This window comes from Streptomyces sp. NPDC001941, assembly GCF_040296945.1.
In the GTDB taxonomy this organism is placed as follows: domain Bacteria; phylum Actinomycetota; class Actinomycetes; order Streptomycetales; family Streptomycetaceae; genus Streptomyces.
In genome coordinates this window covers 26,692-45,783 of sequence record NZ_JBEOYE010000014.1, presented here as the reverse complement: position 1 = coordinate 45,783, position 19,092 = coordinate 26,692, and the positions used below count along the sequence as shown (strand labels likewise).

Below are 19,092 nucleotides of genomic sequence, written 5' to 3'. Positions count from 1 at the left end.
CCGGCCCCATGACTTCCACCACCTCACATGTGACATGTCACACCCGCCGAACCCGGCGGCGCTCCACCGCCGGATTCCTCGCCTGCGCCGCCCTGCTGGCCACCAGCCTGCTCGGCGCGGCCCCGGCCGGCGCGAGGACGGGCGGGGCGGGCGGGCCGGGCCCGGCCACGGTCGCCGACGTCACCGAGGCCGCGACCGTCGTCCCGGTGCGCACGACCGGCCCGGCCGACAAGCGGTTCAACATCGTGGTGCTCGGCGACGGCTACACCGCCGCCGAACTCCCGAAGTTCCGCGCGGACGTGGAGAAGCACATCAACGTGCTGTGGAGCGTGGAGCCGTTCGCGTCGTACCGCTCCTACGTCAACGTCTACGCCGTGGAGCTGGCCTCGCCCGAGTCCGGGGTGGACTGCGACCCGGGCCTGGACGCGCCGCGCCGGGACACCCCGCTCGACATGTCGTTCTGGGGCGGCTGCGACCCCGACAGCGTGCAGCGGCTGCTGACCGTGGACACCGCCAAGGCGAGCGCCCTGGCCGACCTGGTGCCCGGCGCGACCGGCGCCAACCGGCAGATCGTCGCGCTGGCCAACAGCGCCACCTACGGCGGCGCGGGCGGCGCCTGGGCCACCGCCTCCGGCGGCAACGCCCTGTCCTCGCTGATCACCCCGCACGAGATAGGCCACTCGCTGGGCGGCCTCCAGGACGAGTACGACTACTACGCGCGCGGCGTCCCCGGCGGCACGTACACCGGCGGCGAGCCGCGCTCGGCCCACCACACGCTGCTCACCGAGGAGCAGATGCGCGAGCAGCGGGCCAAGTGGTGGCGCTGGCTGGGCGAGGAGAGCGAGTCCGGCGGGCGCGTCGGCCGCTTCGAGGGCGGCATGTACAGCACCAAGGGCGTCTGGCGGCCCAGCAAGCACTCGATCATGAAGACGCTCGGCTACTCCTTCGACCAGGTGGAGCGCGAGGTGATGACGGGCGCGATCGCCCGCAAGGTCGACCTGGTCCAGGGCCACACGCCGAACTCCGCCCCGATCGGCGCGGACCGCACGGTCTGGGTGGACACCCTGCACCCGGAGGGCGGTGAACTCGCGGTGTCCTGGAGCCTGGACGGCCGTCCGGTCCGCCCGACGGACGGCGCCCGCACTCTGGACCTGCGCCGGCTGCGCCCCTCCCCCGGCACCCACGCGCTGCGGGCCACGGTGACCGACCCGACGCCGTTCGTACGGGACCCGGCGCTGCGCGCGTCCGCCGCGCTGACCCGTACCGTCTCCTGGACCGTGGACACCGCGCTGACCACGCCGCGCACCCCGGTGGCGCCCGCGTTCACCGCGCACACCGCGACCGACGCCCCCGTCGGCGCCCGCACCGTGGTGTACGCGGAGACCTCGCACCCGGTGGACCGCGCGCTCGCGGTGCGCTGGTCGCTGGACGGCCGCCCGCTGGCCGACACCGGCAACGACCGCGACCTGGACCTGTCGGAGCTGCGGCTGTCCCGGGGCGGGCACCGGCTGACCGCCCGGATCGCGGGCACGGACCGGGTGCTGGCCTGGACCGTGGACGCCGCCCCCGCCACCACTTCCTACGCCCTGTCGAAGCCGCTGCGCACGGTGCACCGGCCGGGCAGGCCCGTCGAGTACGTCTACGACGGCGAGTTCACGATGCGGCTGACCGGCGCGGACGACCGCGAGGGCGCGCTGGTGTCGCAGTTCCGGGTGGACGGCGACGGCTGGTACACGTACTACGGCTGGCCGACCGACGCCACCGCCCCGTACCGCTTCTCGCCCGGTGGCACGGTCATCGACGGCCTGGTGTTCGGCAAGCTCGGCACGAGCCGGGCGGTGCCGTGGGACGACGCGACGCCGGACTACGGCACGCACACGGTGGAGTACCGCACGATCGACGCGGCCGGGAACACCGCCCCGGCCCGCTCGTTCCTGGTGACCCTGCTCCCGCCGAAGACCTCGAAGCCCTGACCCCGAGGTCCTAGGGCTTGCGGGCCACGCCCGCGTACCCGGGGATGGGCTCGTCGCCCTGGACCGGGACCCGCTCGCCGAGCTCGGGGTGCCACTCCTGCGTGAGGGAGACCCCGGGCTCGGCGAGCTCCAGGCCCTCGAAGAAGCGGACGAACTCGGCGCGCGAGCGCGGCCGCAGGGTCATCCCGCGCGCCTTGTACATGCCCCGGGCCCGCTCCGCGCCCTCCGGGTCGAAGTCACCGGTGACCTGGGAGAGCACCAGGTAGCTGCCGCCGGGCAGCCGGTCGAGGAGCCGCGCGATGATCTCGTACGCGCCGTCCTCGTCGTCGAGGAAGTGCAGCAGCGCCAGCATGGACAGGGCGACCGGCCGGGAGAAGTCAAGCACCTTGCCGGCCCGCTCCAGGATCTCCTCCGGCTCGCGGGCGTCGGCCTGGATGTACTCGGTGGCGCCCTCGGGCGTGGAGCGCAGCAGGGCGGCGGCGTGGGCGAGCACGATCGGGTCGTTGTCGCAGTACACGACGCGTGCCGCGGGGGCCGCGCCCTGGGCTATCTGGTGCAGGTTGGGCTCGGTGGGGATGCCGGTGCCGATGTCGAGGAACTGGCGCACGCCCCGCCCGGCCAGCCAGCGCGTGGCCCGGTGCATGTACGCCCGGTTGACCCGGGCCATGTCCCGGCCCCTGGCGTCGACCTGGAGCAGCTGGCGGGCCATCTCCTCGTCGACCGGGTAGTTGTCCTTGCCGCCCAGGAACCAGTCGTACATGCGCGCGGGATGCGGCTTGCTCGTGTCGATCCTGACGACGGCGGGGTCCTGCCCGGTCATGTGGCGGCTCCTGGGGGTCTGCGGCGGTGACAGCGGAACGGCGCGTGGGGGGTGCGGTGGCGCGGGGCCAGTGTGACGGGGTGCGGCGGCCGCGACCAGGGGTCCGGGTGGGGTTCCCGGCCCGGGGCCGGGCGGTCAGGTGAGCAGGAAGTCGGCCTGGCCGGCCTTGGCGCCCTGGATGAAGGCGGCGATCTCGCCGTGGGTGTAGATCAGCGCGGGGCCGTCGGGATCGGCGGACTGGCGCACGGCGACGCGTCCGTCGGCCAGCTTCATGGCCTCGACGCAGTTCCCGCCGTTCCCGCCGCTCCACGGCTTGTGCCAGCCCTCGGCGCCGAGCTCCGCGGCGGGCATGCCGTTGTATATGCGGTCCATTCACAGCTCCTTGCGGAGATCCTTGAGGATCTCCTTCGTGCGTTGTGCGGTGGCGGCCTGAGCCGCCATGCGGTCCATGACCTCGAGGTGCGAGGCGACCTCGGGACGCGCGTCCAGGTAGACGGCGCCGGTCAGGTACTCGCTGTAGACCATGTCCGGGAGTTCGGGCATGGCGAAGCGGAACAGCACGAAGGGTCCGTACGTGCCGGGGTGGTGCCCCGAGGCGAACTCGGCGACCTGGAGCGTGACGTGCGGCAGCTCGGTCGCCTCGATCAGCCGGTCCAGCTGGCCGCGCATCACCCGCGGGTGCTCGCCGACGGGACGGCGCAGCACCGTCTCGTCCATGATCACCCACAGTTTCGGGGCGTCCTCGCGCGTGAGCAGGGCCTGTCTCTCCATGCGCAGCGCCACGTGCCGCTCGATGTCCTCCTCCACGACCTGGCCGATCGCCCCGCCGCGCATGATCGCGCGCGCGTAGTCCTCGGTCTGGAGCAGGCCGGGCACGAACTGCGGTTCGTACGCGCGGATGACGCTGGCGGCGCCCTCCAGGCTGACGTACATGCTGAACCAGCCCGGCAGGACGTCGTGGAAGCGCTGCCACCAGCCGGGCAGGTTGGCTTCCTCGGCGAGCTCGACGAAGGCCTCGGCCTCCTCGTCCGGGACGCCGTAGGCGGGCAGCAGCAGCTGGACGTAGGGGATCTTGAGGGCGACCTCGGCGGTCTCCATGCGCCGGATGGTGGCCGGGGCCACCCGCAGGACCTTGGCCGCCTCCTCGCGCTTGAGCCCGGCTCGCTCGCGCAGGTCCTGGAGACGCTTGCCGAGGACGACCTGCCCCACGGTGGGGGCGGACCGCGGCTCGCTCACTGGTGACCTCCCCGACGCACGTTTTCGACGAGTGTGCCATGTCCCGGCCGCTCAGGACACAGCACTCTGCATTTTTCAGAGTGCTACTTGCCAAGTGTCCGATGCGGGAGGACAGTATTCCGTTGAACCAGTTCACGCGGCTGCCGCGCGCTCTGCCACGAGAGGCGTACGTACGGCATCCGCTTCCCACTGTGAGGTCTCGGTCGTGGCACCTGGTAACGCGCTCACCCACCGGCTCATGCACCCCCGGCCGCAGACCGACGTCCGCCGCTTCGCCTTCGAGCTGCCCGCCCGCGCCGAGTCGGTCGCCCGGGCCAGAGCCCTCATACGGGAGCGCCTGGTGCGCTGGGGCGTCCACGAGGACACCCGCGACACCACGGCCCTGGTCGTCTCCGAACTGGTCACCAACGCCGTCGTCCACACCGCGAGCGACCGCGTGGTCTGCGAGCTGCGCGACAACGAGCGGCGGCTGCGCGTCGCCGTCCACGACGAGGGCGGCCCGGTCCTCTCCCCCCAGGTGCGCGACGTCGAGGAGTGCGGCCGCGGCCTGCTCCTGGTGGAGGCCGTGAGCAGCGCCTGGGGCGCCCACGACAGCTCCCGCGGCACCGGCCGCGTGGTGTGGGCCGAGCTCCCGCACGCCCTGGGCACCCCCACCGCGCCGCTCGCGCACGCGGCGGGTGAGCCGTGCTGAAGTCCATGGCCTCCCTGCTCCACTCCCGCGACCGGCGCGAGCGCGTGCGCTGGACCGGCGAGGACGCGCTGACCCGGCTGGCCCTGCCCGCCGGCCTGGACGCCTCGCTCGGCCTCGACGCCGTCGGCGTCCCGGCCCGCTACGGCTTCCGCGTGCTGTCCCGGCTGCCCGCCAAGGGCGCCGTCTTCGCGGACAGCGACTGGTGGTGGTGGATCGTGCCGGACGGCTCCGACCTGGACCTGACCTGGCCGCTGCCCGCCTGCTACGCGCCCGGGGGCCTGGTCCCCGACCGCGCGCCCCGGCTGGTGCACCGCCCGGACGGCTCCTCCCCGTACACCCCGCCGATCCCCCTCTACCTGCTGACCTGCCAGCTCACCGGCATCGCCCCGGCGTGGACGGCTCCGCCGGAGGTCCCCAGCGCGCTCTGAGCGCACGCGGGCGCACCGAGTAGCGGGCGGTCACGCCCTGTGCTCGACTGGCGGCATGGGGCACGACCACGGGCCGCCGTCCGCGGCCACCGGAACGCTCAGCGGCTCGTTCCGCAACCGGCTGCTGTGGACGATCGGGATCAGCGTCACCATCACGCTGTTCCAGGTCGTCGGCTCGCTGCTGTCCGGCAGCCTCGCGCTGCTCGCCGACGCCGCGCACAGCCTCACCGACGCCGTAGGCGTCTCCCTCGCGCTGGGCGCCGTCACGCTCGCCCAGCGGGCCCCCACCCCGCGGCGCACCTTCGGCTTCTTCCGCGTGGAGATCTTCTCCGCGGTGCTCAACGCGCTGCTGCTGGTCGGCATCTTCGTCTGGGTGCTCATCACCGCGATCCGCCGGTTCAGCGAACCGGTCGAGGTCCAGGGCGGCACCATGTTCCTGGTGGCGCTGGTCGGCCTGGCGGCCAACGCGGTGGGCCTGTGGCTGCTGCGCGACGCCAAGGACCAGAGCCTGAACCTGCGCGGCGCCTACCTGGAGGTCCTGGGCGACGCCCTCGGCTCGGTCGCGGTGATCGTCGGCGGCCTGGTCATCCTGTTCACCGGCTGGCAGGCCGCCGACCCGGTGGCGTCCATCGTGATCGGGCTGCTGATCGTGCCCCGCGCCTACGGCCTGCTGCGCGACGCCGTGCACGTGCTCCTGGAGGCCACCCCGCAGGACATGGACCTGACCCAGGTCCGGGCGCACCTCCTGGACGAGCCGGGCGTGGTGGCCGTGCACGACCTGCACGCCTGGACCGTCACCTCCGGGATGCCCGTCCTCACCGCGCACGTCGTCGTCGACGACGCCACGCTGCGCGGCGAGGACCAGGGCCATCTGCTGCGCCGCCTCCAGGCGTGCCTGGGCGACCACTTCGACGTCGCCCACTCCACGCTCCAGCTGGAGCCGGAGGGGCACGCCGAGGGCGAGGGGGCGCTGCACCCGTAGGGCGTGCCGCCCCGCCGCCCTGCGGCTGGAAGTCGGAGTCGGACTCAGACGGTCAGGGTCGCCGGGTCGCTCACCCCGGACGCGCCCGTCTCCACGTGCCCGGCGAAGCGGCGGCGGAAGTCCGCCACCCCCTGGGCGGTGACCGTCACGTCGTACCAGCGGCCCGAGGCCCGCAGGTCGACCGTGTGGTTGACGGTCGCGCCGGGGCGGACGGTGAAGGTCTGCGGGGCGCCGCCGTAGGCGCCGGCGACCGTGAGGTACGCGTCGGCGGTGCCCGCGTTGGTGAACGTCAGGTCCAGGTTGCCGGTGGTCCCGTTGTGCCGGGCCCGCGCCTCGGCGCCCGCCGTCCTGCCCGGGTTGCGGAAGGAGCGCAGGAAGCCGTTGGGGCCGTGCACGGTCAGGTCGGTGACCCCGCCGGAGTACTGGGTGTTCCAGGCGTCCGACACGCTCTTGCCCGCCTCGGCGGTGTACGTCCACGGGCCGTCGGTCCGGTTCGGCGAGGTGACCAGGAACTGGGCGCCGGCCGCCGCTCCCCCGCCGAAGGCCAGCGAGAACTTCCCGGTCGAGACGTCGGCCGCGCCGTCCACCACGGGCGCGTACCGCAGCGGGCGGGTCGGCTTCGAGCCGCGCTCCTGCTTCGGCATGGCGCCCGTGGCGGGCGGCACCGGCTTGAAGTCCGGGTGCCTGACCCGGTCCGGCGGCTGGTAGGCGGCCGTCGACGGCAGCGCGGCCGGTCCCGCGTCCGTACGGGAGAAGTCGAAGGCGGACGTCAGGTCACCGCAGATCGCGCGGCGCCACGGGGAGATGTTGGGCTCGCGCACCCCGAAGCGGCTCTCCATGAAGCGGATGATCGAGGTGTGGTCGAACGTCTCCGAGCAGACGTAACCCCCCTTGCTCCAGGGCGAGATGACCAGCATCGGCACCCGCTGGCCCAGGCCGTAGGCGCCCGCCGCGTAGGAGGCGCCGCCCTTGTACAGGTCGGCCGACGCGTCGACGGTGGACAGGCCCTGGTTGGCCGAGGACGGCGGGAACGGCGGCACCACGTGGTCGAAGAAGCCGTCGTTCTCGTCGTAGGTGATGAACAGCGCGGTCCTCGCCCACACGTCCGGGTTGGAGGTGAGCGCGTCAAGCACCTGCGAGATGTACCAGGCGCCGTAGTTGGCGGGCCAGTTGGGGTGTTCGGTGAAGGCCTCGGGCGCGGCGATCCAGGAGACCTTCGGCAGCCGGCCGGCCTTGACGTCGGCGCGCAGGACGTCGAAGAGGCCGCCGCCGTTCTTGATGTTCGTGCCGGTGCGGGCCTTCTCGTAGAGCGCGTCACCGGGCTTGGCGTTGCGGTAGTTGTTGAAGTACAGCAGGGAGTTGTCGCCGTAGTTGCCGCGGTAGGCGTCGTTGATCCAGCCCCAGCCCCCGGCCGCGTCCAGGCCGTCGCCGACGTCCTGGTAGACCTTCCAGGACACCCCGGCCCGCTCCAGGCGCTCGGGGTACGTCGTCCAGCCGTACCCCGCCTCGTCGTTGCCGAGGACGGGCCCGCCGCCGGTTCCGTCGTTGCCGGTGTGACCGGTCCACATGTAGTAGCGGTTGGGGTCCGTGGAGCCGATGAAGCTGCAGTGGTACGCGTCGCACACCGTGAAGGCGTCGGCGAGCGCGTAGTGGAAGGGGATGTCCTCGCGCGTCAGGTACGCCATCGTGGTGGCCGTCTTCGCGGGCACCCACTGGTCGTACTTGCCGTTGTTGAACGCCTTGTGGCCGCCCGCCCAGTCGTGGTTCAGGTCCTGGATGAACTGCATCCCCAGGTTGTCTGCCTTGGGCCGGAACGGCAGCACCTCCTTGCCGCCGCCCACCTGGTTCCACACCGGCTTCCCGCTGGGCAGGGTCACGGGACGCGGGTCACCGAACCCGCGCACGCCCTTGAGCGAGCCGAAGTAGTGGTCGAACGAACGGTTCTCCTGCATCAGGACCACGATGTGCTCGACGTCCTGGATGGTGCCGGTGGCGCTCACGGCGGGGACGGCGGCGGCCCGGGCGATGCTGCTCGACATCGCCGCGAACGCGGCGGTGCCACCGGCGAGCTGCATGAAGCGACGGCGGTTGACCTCGGACATGGCTGGGGTGACCTCTGCAGACGTGTGGGGACAGAAGCGAAGTGGAGTGTTCCAAGGAGAGCGAGCGCCCCGGAAGAGTGCGTTTCGCCGCAGTGACCGGCTGCCGTACAGCCGGCGAAGGAACCGCGGCGGCCCGGTGGGAAGCCCCTGGCGGGGGCGGCTGCCCGGGGTGATCGTCCAAGGGATGCCCGGACATGTCGTGATCGGATCCGCCGAGTACTTCCGGCCACGGGGAAGGTCCGGGGCGGGGGTGAGGTGGGCGGGAGGTGGGCGGGAGGGGGCTCGCTCCGGGGCAGCGGGCGGGCCCGGGGTAGGGTCGCGCGTCCGAGTCGCACGGCCGGATCGCACATCCGGGTCGCACGGCCGGATCGCACATCCGGGTCGCACGGCCGGACGACACCGCGGTACGCACCACGCAGCACACCACGATGTACAGACCAGGCAGTACAGAGCACGCAGCACAGACCATCAGGAGGGTCACGTGACCGACGCCGCAGAGTTCCGCGCCATCCCCACGACCACGCTCGCCGACCTGCTCGGGCGCGGCCGGGTCATGGACGTCGGGGTCCGTCCGCTGTGGTCCGGCGGGCCGCGCGTCGCCGGGCCCGCGTTCACCGTGCGCTGCCCCGCGGGCGACAACCTGATGCTGCACGCGGCGATCCACCGGGCCGCCCCCGGCTCGGTGGTCGTGGTGGAGTCCGGTGACACCGACTACGCGCTGGCGGGCGGCAACGTGTGCGCGGTCGCCCAGCGGCGCGGCATCGCCGGGTTCGTCCTGGACGGCGTGATCCGCGACCTGGCCGAGGTCCGGGCGCTGGGCTTCCCGGTGTACGCGCGCGGTGTCATCCCGGTCCCGGGCGCCAAGGCCGAGGTCACCCCGCTGAACGAGCCGGTGCGCTGCGGCGGGGTGACCGTGGCCCCGGGCGACGTCGTGGTGGCCGACGAGGAGGGCGTGGTCGCCGTCCCCCGCGACGAGGCCGCCGCCGTGCTGGCCGCGGCCCGCGCGAAGCTCGCCAAGGAGGAGGCGGAGACCCTGGACGACTGGGAGCGCGCGCACCGGGCCCGTATCGACGAGATCCTGCGGGCGAAGGGCGTCACGGACTGATCCGGACAGCGCACCGTCCGCGCCGGACAGTGAGTGCACCCATCGGCGCCGGACAGCGCACCGTCCGCGCCGGGCCGCACACCCTCTGAGCTGGGGCGCGCACCGCCCTGCTCCCGCACGGGCCTTCATCCGGTCGGCGCGCACCTGTCCGCAGCATTTCGGCCGCCGACCCGCCGAGCCTGAGGGAAACGATTGCCATTTCATGGGCTTAATGATCTTGGCTTCCCCCCTCCCCGTTCTGCTCTGCTCCACAGGGCCGCGCTCCGTCCGGGGGAGAGGCACGCCCCGCTGCGGGGCGTACACACGAGGAGCAAGGGAGCGAGAACCGCATGGCGGTCGACTCCAGTTCACCCGACGCGCGCGGCGGCCCGTCCGCCGGCCGGGCCCGCCGAAGGATCGGCAGGAACGCGTCCACGGCCCGTGCCCGCCAGCGCCTCAGGCGCCGGCTGCGGCGCAGCCTCACCGCCGCGGGCACCGCGGCGGGCCTCGCCGTCGGCTCGTTCGCGGCGGGCCCCCCGGCCGGCGCCCTCGACGGGCCGCACGGCCCGGGGGCCCGCCCGGTCGTGGAACGCCCGGCCGTGGAACGCCCGGCCCTGGTCGCCGAGTCGTTCGGCGGCCCCACCGTGCCCTCCGGCGCCTGGCTCTCGGGCCCCGGCGACCCGGGCAGCGGCTTCGCCTGCCTGACCGCGGCGAGCGGCCGCAAGGGCCCCCTGCGGGCCTGCCCCGGCACCCCCCTGGACAAGCCGGGCCGCGGCGTGCTGCGGCTGACGAACAAGACGCGGATGCAGAGCGGTTACGTCTTCCTGGACCGCCCGTTCACCTCGCGCCAGGGCATCTCCGCGACGTTCGACACCTTCCAGTACGACACCAGCACCGCGCGCGGTGCCGACGGCATCAGCTTCTTCCTCGTCGACGGCTCCGTCCGCCCGCGCCGCCCCGCCCTCACCGGCGGCTCACTGGGCTACCGGGGCCTGGAGGGCGGCTACATCGGCCTCGGCTTCGACCAGTTCGGCAACTTCTCCACCCCGGAGTGGGGCGGCCGCGGCGGCCCCGGACAGCGCCCCAACTCGGTCGCCCTGCGCGGCGCGACCGGCATCGGCGCCCCCTACCTGACCGGCACCCGCACCCTCGTCCAGCCGCTGTCCCTGGCCAGGGCCAAGCAGCGCGCGGCCGCCCTGCGCACGATGCGCGTACGGCTGTCGTCGGCGGCCGTCCTCACCGTCGAGGCCGACTTCCACGACGGCGCCGGCTACCGCGCGCTCCTCGGCCCCGTCGACCTGAAGGCGGTGCCCGGACAGCCCGCACTGCCGGACACCTTCAAGCTGGGCTTCGCCGCCAGTACGGGTGACAGCACCGCGATCCACGAGGTGCGCAACCTGCGCGTGGAGCAGCTCCCGCCGGACCTGTACGTCACCTCCGCGGTCACCGAACAGCTGGTCGCCGGAGGCACGGGCAAGCTCGTACTGACCGTCGCCAACCGGCCGTTCGCCGGTCCGAACACCCGCAGGACCGCCCTGCGCGCCGTACTGCCGCCCGGCCTCGAACCCGTCTCCGCGGCGGGTTCCGGCTGGACGTGCCAGGTGACCGGCGCCCGGGTGGGCTGCGAACGCCCCGGCTCCCCCACCGACCGGCTGGACCCCGGCACGGCCTACCCGCCGGTCGTCGTGGACCTGCGCACGCCCCCGGACGCGGCCGGACGGCTCCCCGTCCAGGTCGGCCTGAGCACGACCGACGACGACACCGACCCGCGCGACAACGCCGTCGTGCTGCCGGTGCCGGTGGTCTCCCGGGTCGGACTGTGGATCACCGACAGGGTGGCCCCGGACCCGTACGTGGCGGGCGGCCCGATCACGTACACCGTCAGCGTCGGCAACCACGGCCCCGGGCGCGCCCGCGGGGCGCGCGTCACCGCGCGCGTGCCGCACCAGCTGACCGGCGTGCGCTGGACCTGCGAGGCGACGGGCGGGGCGGCCTGCCCCAGCACCCGTCCGGGTCCGGTGCTGTCCCAGGAGGTGGACCTGCCCGCCGCGTCGCGGCTGACGTTCACCGCGACCGGCACGGTCCCGCCGTCCGTGATCGCCCCGCTGGGCTCCACCGCGCGCGTGGTGCCGCCCAACCTGGCGCTGGACGAGGACTGCGCCGAGGGCTGCGACGCGGACGCCGTCGCCTCCGGCTCGGTGCGCACCGCGCTGGCCGTACGCCACTGGCACAGCCCGGAGCCGCCGCGGCCCGGTGAACGGCTGACGTACACCACGGTGGTCCGCAACAACGGCCCCTCGGACGCGATCGGCACCCGCATCGAGCAGGACGCCCCGGACGAACTGTCCGAGCTGCCGTGGACCTGCCGCGCCAAGGCGCCCAGCCGCTGCGGCGAGGCGGCCGGGCGGGGCCCGCTGGACACCACGGCGGACATCGTGGCGGGCGGCGGCGAGGTCGTCTACACGATGACCGGCGTCCCGCCGCACCGCCAGGTGGTCAGCGAGGTGCGCGTGGAGCCGCCGACGCTGGCGCAGGACACGGCGTGCGAGAACGAGTGCGCGGCGAAGGACACGGCCTTGCTGCCGTGACCCGTACGCGACACCACGGAACACACCGCTGAACGCACCACTGAACACACCGCTCAACACCGTGCGGCCCGCACCGGAGGGATCTCCGCCGCGGGCCGCACGGTCGCGTCACGTACAGCCGTCCCGTTTCCACGCCGTTCCCCTAACGCCAGAGCAACTGCCCTCCGGTCACCGCGAGGTCGGGGCCCTTCCCCTCGATCATCAGCCCCATGCCGCGCGCCACGCACTCGTCGGGCCGCTCCGCGGTGTGCACCGGCAGCCCGGTCGCCTCCCGCAGCAGCGTGTCCAGGCCCGGCAGCCGGGTGACGCTGCCGGCCAGCATGATCCCCCGGTCGGCGATGTCGACGACCAGGTCGGGCGCGCAGTTGCGGAGCACCTCGCCGACCCCGGCGAGGACCTCGCTGAGCGGTGTGGTGGTCGCCTCGCGCACGGAGTCCGGATCGGCCCGTACGGTCCGCGCGAGCCCACTGGCCAGATCACGCCCGTCGACCTCCCAGCCGAACTTCGGCGCGCCGCCCTCCGATTCGAACACCTTCAGCAGTCCGTGCACGGACTGCTGGGTGAGGGCGACCCCGTGGCGGACCCGGAAGTACTCGGCGATGGACCGTCCGAACGCGTCGCTGCCCACCGGGACGGTCTCGGAGGCCACGACCGACCCCATCGACAGCACGGCGATCTGGGTGGTGTCCGCGCCGGTGAGGACGATCATCGACGCCTCGGGGTGCTGCACGGGCAGCCCGGAGCCGATGGCGGCGGCCATCAGGGTGTCCACGAGCTCGACCCGGCGCACCCCGATCCCGTACAGCGTCTCGACCGCGCTGCGGCAGGCCACCGGCGGACTGTCGTACGGCAGGGCCAGCGCGGCCCGCAGCAGCGGGGTGCGCAGCCGTGCCCAGCGCATCTGACCGCCGACGGCGTAGCGCAGCAGCCGCTGCGCCAGGTCCACGTCGACGACCATCCCGCCGACGATCGGCCGGACGACCTCGATGTGGTCGGGTTCGCGGCCCACCATCTGCTCGGCGCGCTCCCCGAAGGCGAGGGCGTCGCGGTGGCTGCGGTGCAGGGCGATGGTGGTGGGGACGTCGACGAGGAGGCCGCCGTCCTTGAGGTGGACCCGCACCCGGTCGGTGGCGAGGTCGACGGCGATGGAGCAGCGCTGGAGGCGGCCCAGGGCGTCGGGTGTCAGCATGAGCGGCCCTCCACGAGCTCGGAGTCGGTACGGGGCTCCTCGGCGTCCTCGGCCGGGCCGCGCGGCGGTTCACTGCTCTCGATGAGGGTGCCGAGGCCCCGGATGACGGCGAGTTCGGGCTCCTCGACGACGTGCACGGGCATGCCGGTCGCCTCGCCGAGCAGGGCTTCGAGTCCGGGGACGACGGCGCTGCCGCCGGTGAGGACGATGCCGCGCTCGGCTATGTCGACGACGAGGTCGGGCGGGCAGCCGCGCAGCAGACGGCCGATGCCTCCGACGACGGCGGCGAGCGGCTCGCGCAGGGCCTGCTCGAACTCCTCGGTGCCCAGCCGTACGGAGCGCGCGAGACCACTGGTGACGTCCTTGCCGTGCACCTCGGCGTGGCCGCGGGGGCGCTGCCCGGCGGTCTCCACGAGGGCGCCGTGCAGAGGGAGCAGCCCCTGGTGGGGCAGCATCAGTTCGTGACAGTGGCGCAGGTGCTCGTAGAGCGCCTGGTCCATGTGGTCACCGCCCACGGGTATGACCTCACCGGCGACGACTCCGCCGAGCGACAGGACCGCGACCTGGGTGAGGGTGGCGCCGCAGATGACGACCATGGCGGCCTCGGGGTGCTGCACCGGCAGCCCGGACCCGACGGCGGCGAGCAGCGGGGCCTCGACGAACTCCACGTCCCTCAGACCGGCCCCGGCGAACGCCTGCAGCAGGGCCTGCCGGGGCATCGGCCCCAGCCCGTACGGCACGGCGACGGCGGCACGCGGACGGGCCTGGCGCCGCCACACGGTGCGTATGCGCTCACCGAGCCGGTCACCGAGGAGCGTACGGAGCACCATGGCGCCCATCGTCGCGTCGTCGATGCCTCCCCCGCTGAACGGCCGGGTGACGCGGATGTGCTCGGAGGTGCGCCCGGCCATCCGGGCGGCGAGCGCGCCGGCGGCTATGAGCTCACCGGTACGCATGTCCACGGCGGCCAGGCTCGGTTCGTCCACCACCAGGCCGGACCCCTTGAGCCAGACGCGGGTGCGGGTGGTTCCGGGGTCGATGGCCAGGGTGCAGTGGCGCAGCGGTCCAATCATGTGGGTCACGGGGTTCTCCCTCACCTGCCGGCCCGGCTACCGCCGCGCCCGTGACGCCCACCCTGGTCCCCCACCCGCCGTGCCGCCCGCCGGGGTGCTCCGGGCGGGGGACGGGAGTCACCCGTATTGGCCGGTGGGAGGGCCGTCCCGGAGGGAGGCCTGTCACTGGTCCGTCTAGACCAGGGTGATTCCCGCCTTGGCCTTGATCGCGTCCACGGCTTCGTTGGTGAGGAGCCGGAGAGGGACCACGGTCCACGCGTCGCCCTTGCGCATGACCAGCGCCTTGCCATCCTGGGTCCGGCCGACGTGCACGAACCCGTGATCGCGGTGCAGATCCTGCGCCAGGTGCTCACCGTGGACCATCGGACCTACTTTCCCTCGCGGTCGTCGCCGTCAGCCATGCTGCTGTGGACGTCGCCGTTCTGCGAGACGCGGGTGTCCGGGTCGGTCGCCTGGTCGCGGTGCTCGTCCGGGTCCCACTCGTCTGTGGTCTTCTTCCCCATAGTGCCCCGCCTCAGTGATCAGTAGGGTGCGCTGGCTGCGGCACAGCTCTGCGGACAGGTCCCTGAACTCAGGGTGTGCCGCAATCGGGGCCCACAGTCATCACGCACGCGGGGCTGGGGGTCAGCGCCGGGCGGTCAGCGCGTAGCCGCACAGTGCCCAGGTGGCCAGCGCGGCGCCGACGATGAACGCGCGCATCAGGCGCTTGTTCACTGGTGCTCCGAGTGGGCGGCCAGCTCGGTGTTCGCGGCGCTGATGGCGCCCCAGTCCTGGACACCGCGCGCGTAGGCCCGCTGGCGCCGAAGAGCCCGGCACACGTCGCAGTGCGCGTCCCCGGTCGGTTGGGGAGCATCCGTGAACGGGGAGTCACCGGGCTCCACCAGGACCACCAGCGCGGGGGCTTCCAGCGGGCACCTGGAGCATGCCAGGGCGCTCACGGCCGCCTCCCGGCCCATTCGCGGTTTCTCGCCCACGCGGGCAGTTGCCCCTCCGCAGGCTGCTTCAGTTCGTTCGGCGGCACGGCCCATTCCAGGGAACCCGGCCCTGCCTTGCTGACCGTTCGCAGGTAGGCGCTGCCCTCGAAGAGTCTGTGGACCACGCCCAGGTACCCCTTGCCGTCCACGGCCAACTGGCCTTCAACAGGCGTCCAGTCACTGTCCTGCGCGCGGTGTCGTTCGTCAGGCATGGGGGTGCTCACCAGCCGTTCATGGGAGGGCAGTTGAGGTAAGGCGACTGGCTCCCACGATGGCTCGGCGCATTGCGCCGTGCAAGCTTTCACCACGAACCAAGCACTAAGTAGGGGTGCATTGCAAAGCGTGCCCCCGACTGCTTTCATTTCGGAGACCCACAGTCCTTCATACTGAAAGACCAGGGAGGCCCTGTCATGACGGTGGAAGATCAGGGGGCGGGTTCAACAGTCCCGCGTCGTCAGTTAGGGCGGTACTTGGCGGAGTTACGCGCCAAGGCCGGGCTGACCACACGCGCCGCCGCCCGGTATCTGGAGTGGTCAGAGACGAAGATCTGGCGCATCGAGACGGGCAAGACCCCTCTGCGCAGCCTGGACGTCAAGGCGATGTGCGAGATCTACCAGGCCCCTGGCGACTTGACGGAAGCCCTCTGCGCGCTCGCCAGGACCACCAAGGACAAAGGGTGGTGGCATGCCTACGGTGAAGTCATCCCGGAGGGCTTCGACCTCTACATCGGGCTCGAGGCGGCGGCCTCCCAACTGGACACGTACGAGACCGATCTGGTCCCAGGGCTCTTGCAGACGGCCGACTACGCCCAGCAGATCATGCAGGCCGACCATCAGGACAACGGCTCTTTGGACGCTCGCGTCAGCCTCCGAGTGCAACGTCAAGCCCTGCTCACCCGCCCCAAAGGGGCACCGACGTTCAACGTCGTCCTCAGCGAGACTGTCTTGAGGCGGGTGATCGGCGGCCCAACGATCATGCGTGATCAGCTACAGCACCTGCTTGAAACCAGCCAGATGGATCACGTGGACATCCGCGTCGTCCCCTTCGGCGCCGGCCTTCACCCTGGCGTCATGACGGGGGCCTTCACCATCCTTCAGTTCCCGCCAGGACTAAACGGCGTGCCCTCTGAACCGCGAACTGTCTACTGTGACGGCTACACGGGCGCGCTCTATCTGGACAAGGAACGGGAGACCCGAGAGTACGCAGACGGCTTCCAGGCGATCTGGGACGCAGCGCTCTCTCCGCATGAGTCAACCGAACTGATCACGGAAACGGCAGGAAGCTATGCCTAAGCCCGCGTGGCGCAAGTCGAGCTACAGCAACCAGAACTCCAACTGCGTAGAGGTCCAGGACCGCGTTCCCGGCCTGGTGCCCGTCCGGGACAGCAAGCGTCCCAACGGGCCGACCCTGGCCCCCAGCGAAGCTGCCTGGCAAGCGTTCGTGGACAGCCTGAAGAGCTGAGCCCTGGCGGCCTCAAGCAGACAAGCCCCCGCCCGTTTCGTTCCGGGCGGGGGCTTGGTCGTCTACGAGGCCGGGAAGAACCCCGTGCAGGGCTCCGCGAGCATCCGGCCCCACTCGCCGGGCTACGCCGTGCCCCGCTACGGGCACAGCCGGAAGCACGCGGCACGGAAGCCGGCGGCGTCCAGCGTGGGCCGACCCGGTCTCGCCGACCCCCGCCCCGGTCCAGGGCAAGATCGCCGGGCCGTAGGTCACACAGCCGGTCACGTCACCGCCCAGAAACGCAAAAAACCCCAGATCAACTGGGGTTTTCGCTGGTGTCCGAGGGGGGACTTGAACCCCCACGCCCGATAAAGGGCACTAGCACCTCAAGCTAGCGCGTCTGCCATTCCGCCACCCGGACAAGGTGTCTGTCGCTCCGGGTTTTCCCCGTGGCGACAGAGATAACTCTACCAGGGGTTCGAGGTGCCGTTCACCCGCGTTTTACGTGGTCAGGTGCCCGGCGTCGCCTTGTTCGAGGCGATCCAGTCGTCGTTGTACTGCCATGCGTGCAGAGTGTCGCCGTCCAGGTACGCGTAGTACTGCTCGCAGCGTGCCGCCGCCTTCTCGTGGGCCGAGGACGGGAACCAGGACGCGTTCAGCGCGGGCTTGCCCAGCGCCTTCGCCGGCTGTCCGGGCGTGCAGCCCTTCGGCAGCTGTGCGGAGGCCAGCTTCGCGGTCAGGATGCGGTCGCCGCCCGTCGTCTTCATCCCGTACTCCACGCGCCCCGCGTCGTCCGGCAGCCAGCGCGGCACCGACGCCCGGGCGTCCTTCGCCGCGGTGCCGGACGCATAGCTGTCGTACTGGTCGTGACGGCCGTCGAACCAGCTCTGCGCCGCGGGGACGGCGATCGTGGCGCCGAAGACGGCGGCAGCGGCTACGGACACGGTGGCGAGGACGACGGTCTTGCGGTTCACGGGTGCGGTGGCCTTTCGGTACGGGAGCAGCGGGGAGGCGGAACAGGGGGTGAGGGGCCGGTTTTCCGGTGTCCCTTCCGCTCTTCCATCCTCGGCGCCCGCACCCCTCCCCCTCGTACGTCCGGAGGACCAATGGACGTACGACCTGAGAGCCACGGGGCGTCGTCCGTCCCCCAGGGGTCCCCCGCCCTTACCCTGCGCCGCGTGAGCCTCACGACCTCCTCCTACCGCCCTCCCCGCATGCTCTCGCCGCTGCGCGAGCACCTACGGGACACCTTCTGGTTCGCGCCCGTCGCCGCGATGGCCGCCGTGTTCCTGCTGTGGTGGCTTGCCTACGGCCTCGACGCGTTCCTGCTCGACGCGCTGCGCGACGATCGGGACTACGACCAGATCCGCCAGCTCATGGGCATCGCGGACGACATCAAGACGGTCGTCACCACCATCAGCTCGGCGATGATGACCTTCATCGGTGTCGTCTTCAGCATCTCGCTGGTCGCCGTACAGATGGCCAGTGGCCAGTTCACGCCACGGGTCGTACGGATCTTCGTCCGCAGCCGCATCACCAAGGCCACCTTCGCGGTGTTCCTCTCCACCTTCCTGCTGTCCCTGCTGGTCCTGACGGCGTACGACGGCGAGGGCGAGCCGGAGCGCGTGGACAGCGTGCCGTTCTTCCAGTCACTGCTCACCCTGCCGATGGTCGCGCTGAGCCTGCTGCTCTTCGTCGCGTACGTGAACTCCACCCTCCGGCTCATGCGGGTCGGCCACGTCGTCCACCGGATCACCGCGGAGAGCTTCCGGGTGCTCGCCAGGCACCCGCTGAACTACGCCGGCGCCGCCCCGCTCCCCGACGTCACCGGCCAGGTCGTCCACGACGGGCAGTCCGGAGTGCTGCGCGACGTCGACATCGCACGGCTCGTGCGCGCCGCCCGCAAGCACGGCGTCGTACTCCGGCTCGTCCCCCGCATCGGGGACTTCGTCATGCCCGGCACCCCGCTGCTCACCGTGCACGGCGGCAGGGTGCCGCCGCTGCGCGTCCTACGGCACTCCATCTCCGTCGGCGTCGAGCGCACCTTCCACCAGGACCTCGGCTTCGGGCTGCGTCAGCTCGCCGACATCGGGCAGCGGGCCCTCTCCCCCGCCGTGAACGACCCCACCACCGCCGTCCAGAGCCTGGACCGGATCTTCCAGATCCTGGCGGCGGTGGCGCCCTGGGAGCTCGGCGCCGTACGGCACCTCGACGGGACGGGCGAGGTTCGCCTGGTGCAGGACGTGCCCACCTGGACCGACCTGGTCGACCTGGGCCTCACCGAGATCCGGCTCTGCGCCGGCGCGGAGCCGCAGGTGACACGGCGGCTCCTCGCCGGCATCGACGACCTGCTCGCCCTGCTCCCCGGGGAACTGTCCGGGCGCCGCGAACCACTGCTGCGGCACCGCACGCTCCTGGTGCGGGCCGTGGAACGCACGGTCGCCGAGCCCGCCGAACGCGCCTTCGCCCTGGAACCGGACCGTCAGGGCATCGGCTGACGCACCCGCCGGGC

The 19,092-nt window shown here is 72.4% G+C and carries 20 protein-coding genes and 1 tRNA gene; 9 read left to right on the top strand and 12 right to left on the bottom strand.

From position 1 onward, the window contains the following. Positions 1–8 precede the first annotated feature (8 nt). Complete coding sequence (locus ABT160_RS13150) at positions 9–1,973, top strand: M64 family metallopeptidase (RefSeq protein ID WP_351646949.1); 1,965 nt, start codon at positions 9–11, stop codon at positions 1,971–1,973. A gap of 10 nt (positions 1,974–1,983) precedes the next feature. Here the strand turns inward: ABT160_RS13150 and ABT160_RS13145 are convergent, their stop codons facing one another. From ABT160_RS13145 to ABT160_RS13135, 3 genes are all read right to left on the bottom strand, one after another. Next, positions 1,984–2,793, bottom strand: coding sequence for an SAM-dependent methyltransferase (locus tag ABT160_RS13145; RefSeq protein WP_351646948.1), 810 nt, complete (start codon positions 2,791–2,793; stop codon positions 1,984–1,986). Between the two features lie 135 nt (positions 2,794–2,928). Then, complete coding sequence (locus ABT160_RS13140) at positions 2,929–3,165, bottom strand: DUF397 domain-containing protein (RefSeq protein WP_351646947.1); 237 nt, start codon at positions 3,163–3,165, stop codon at positions 2,929–2,931. Continuing rightward, positions 3,166–4,029: a Sco1979 family transcriptional regulator gene (locus ABT160_RS13135; RefSeq protein WP_351646945.1), complete on the bottom strand. Its 864-nt coding sequence runs from the start codon at positions 4,027–4,029 to the stop codon at positions 3,166–3,168. Positions 4,030–4,234: 205 nt separating this feature from the next. Here ABT160_RS13135 and ABT160_RS13130 point away from each other — a divergent pair, with 205 nt between their 5' ends. The 3 genes from ABT160_RS13130 to ABT160_RS13120 are packed head-to-tail and all read left to right on the top strand — an operon-like array spanning position 4,235 to position 6,130. Beyond that, positions 4,235–4,720: an ATP-binding protein gene (locus ABT160_RS13130; RefSeq protein WP_351646944.1), complete on the top strand. Its 486-nt coding sequence runs from the start codon at positions 4,235–4,237 to the stop codon at positions 4,718–4,720. Beyond that, positions 4,714–5,148: a hypothetical protein gene (locus ABT160_RS13125; RefSeq protein WP_502984217.1), complete on the top strand. Its 435-nt coding sequence runs from the start codon at positions 4,714–4,716 to the stop codon at positions 5,146–5,148. Before ABT160_RS13130 ends, ABT160_RS13125 begins: the two co-directional genes overlap by 7 nt. A gap of 55 nt (positions 5,149–5,203) precedes the next feature. Next, positions 5,204–6,130 (top strand): cation diffusion facilitator family transporter, encoded by a 927-nt coding sequence (locus tag ABT160_RS13120; protein WP_351646942.1) that lies wholly within the window; start codon positions 5,204–5,206, stop codon positions 6,128–6,130. Positions 6,131–6,174: 44 nt separating this feature from the next. On the opposite strand, the gene ABT160_RS13115 is transcribed toward ABT160_RS13120, so the two are convergent. Then, positions 6,175–8,232, bottom strand: a complete 2,058-nt coding sequence (locus tag ABT160_RS13115; RefSeq protein ID WP_351646941.1) for a phosphocholine-specific phospholipase C — start codon at positions 8,230–8,232, stop codon at positions 6,175–6,177. Positions 8,233–8,713: 481 nt separating this feature from the next. Here ABT160_RS13115 and ABT160_RS13110 point away from each other — a divergent pair, with 481 nt between their 5' ends. Further along, complete coding sequence (locus tag ABT160_RS13110; protein ID WP_351646939.1) at positions 8,714–9,337, top strand: RraA family protein; 624 nt, start codon at positions 8,714–8,716, stop codon at positions 9,335–9,337. Positions 9,338–9,666: 329 nt separating this feature from the next. After that, the gene (locus ABT160_RS13105) at positions 9,667–11,904 is read left to right on the top strand and encodes a lectin-like domain-containing protein (protein WP_351646938.1); all 2,238 of its coding nucleotides are present in this window, start codon (positions 9,667–9,669) and stop codon (positions 11,902–11,904) included. A 142-nt stretch (positions 11,905–12,046) separates the two neighbouring features. On the opposite strand, the gene ABT160_RS13100 is transcribed toward ABT160_RS13105, so the two are convergent. The 6 genes from ABT160_RS13100 to ABT160_RS13075 form a co-directional block, all read right to left on the bottom strand. Beyond that, a complete protein-coding gene (locus tag ABT160_RS13100) occupies positions 12,047–13,093 on the bottom strand; it encodes a rod shape-determining protein (protein WP_351646937.1) in 1,047 nt (348 codons plus the stop codon). Next, a complete protein-coding gene (locus ABT160_RS13095; protein WP_351647047.1) occupies positions 13,087–14,166 on the bottom strand; it encodes a rod shape-determining protein in 1,080 nt (359 codons plus the stop codon). The genes ABT160_RS13100 and ABT160_RS13095 overlap by 7 nt, the downstream gene beginning before the upstream one ends. 174 nt (positions 14,167–14,340) lie before the next feature. Beyond that, positions 14,341–14,529, bottom strand: a complete 189-nt coding sequence (locus ABT160_RS13090) for a hypothetical protein (protein WP_351646935.1) — start codon at positions 14,527–14,529, stop codon at positions 14,341–14,343. A gap of 5 nt (positions 14,530–14,534) precedes the next feature. Beyond that, positions 14,535–14,669: a hypothetical protein gene (locus ABT160_RS13085; protein ID WP_351646934.1), complete on the bottom strand. Its 135-nt coding sequence runs from the start codon at positions 14,667–14,669 to the stop codon at positions 14,535–14,537. Between the two features lie 207 nt (positions 14,670–14,876). Then, a complete protein-coding gene (locus tag ABT160_RS13080; protein WP_351646933.1) occupies positions 14,877–15,104 on the bottom strand; it encodes a hypothetical protein in 228 nt (75 codons plus the stop codon). Then, complete coding sequence (locus ABT160_RS13075) at positions 15,101–15,364, bottom strand: hypothetical protein (protein WP_351646931.1); 264 nt, start codon at positions 15,362–15,364, stop codon at positions 15,101–15,103. Before ABT160_RS13075 ends, ABT160_RS13080 begins: the two co-directional genes overlap by 4 nt. A gap of 192 nt (positions 15,365–15,556) precedes the next feature. Here ABT160_RS13075 and ABT160_RS13070 point away from each other — a divergent pair, with 192 nt between their 5' ends. Together ABT160_RS13070 and ABT160_RS13065 are read left to right on the top strand one after the other, a co-directional pair. Next, positions 15,557–16,432, top strand: a complete 876-nt coding sequence (locus ABT160_RS13070) for a helix-turn-helix domain-containing protein (RefSeq protein WP_502984219.1) — start codon at positions 15,557–15,559, stop codon at positions 16,430–16,432. After that, entirely contained in the window at positions 16,425–16,601 is a 177-nt protein-coding gene (locus ABT160_RS13065; RefSeq protein WP_351646929.1) for a DUF397 domain-containing protein, read from the top strand. Before ABT160_RS13070 ends, ABT160_RS13065 begins: the two co-directional genes overlap by 8 nt. A 312-nt stretch (positions 16,602–16,913) precedes the next feature. Here ABT160_RS13065 and ABT160_RS13060 read toward each other — a convergent pair. Both ABT160_RS13060 and ABT160_RS13055 read right to left on the bottom strand, forming a co-directional pair. After that, positions 16,914–17,001 (bottom strand) — tRNA-Leu (locus ABT160_RS13060). An 88-nt stretch (positions 17,002–17,089) separates the two neighbouring features. Continuing rightward, a complete protein-coding gene (locus ABT160_RS13055; protein ID WP_351646927.1) occupies positions 17,090–17,554 on the bottom strand; it encodes a hypothetical protein in 465 nt (154 codons plus the stop codon). Between the two features lie 240 nt (positions 17,555–17,794). On the opposite strand from ABT160_RS13055, the gene ABT160_RS13050 reads away from it, so the two are divergent. Then, positions 17,795–19,078, top strand: coding sequence for a DUF2254 domain-containing protein (locus ABT160_RS13050; RefSeq protein ID WP_351647046.1), 1,284 nt, complete (start codon positions 17,795–17,797; stop codon positions 19,076–19,078). Positions 19,079–19,092: the final 14 nt, after the last annotated feature.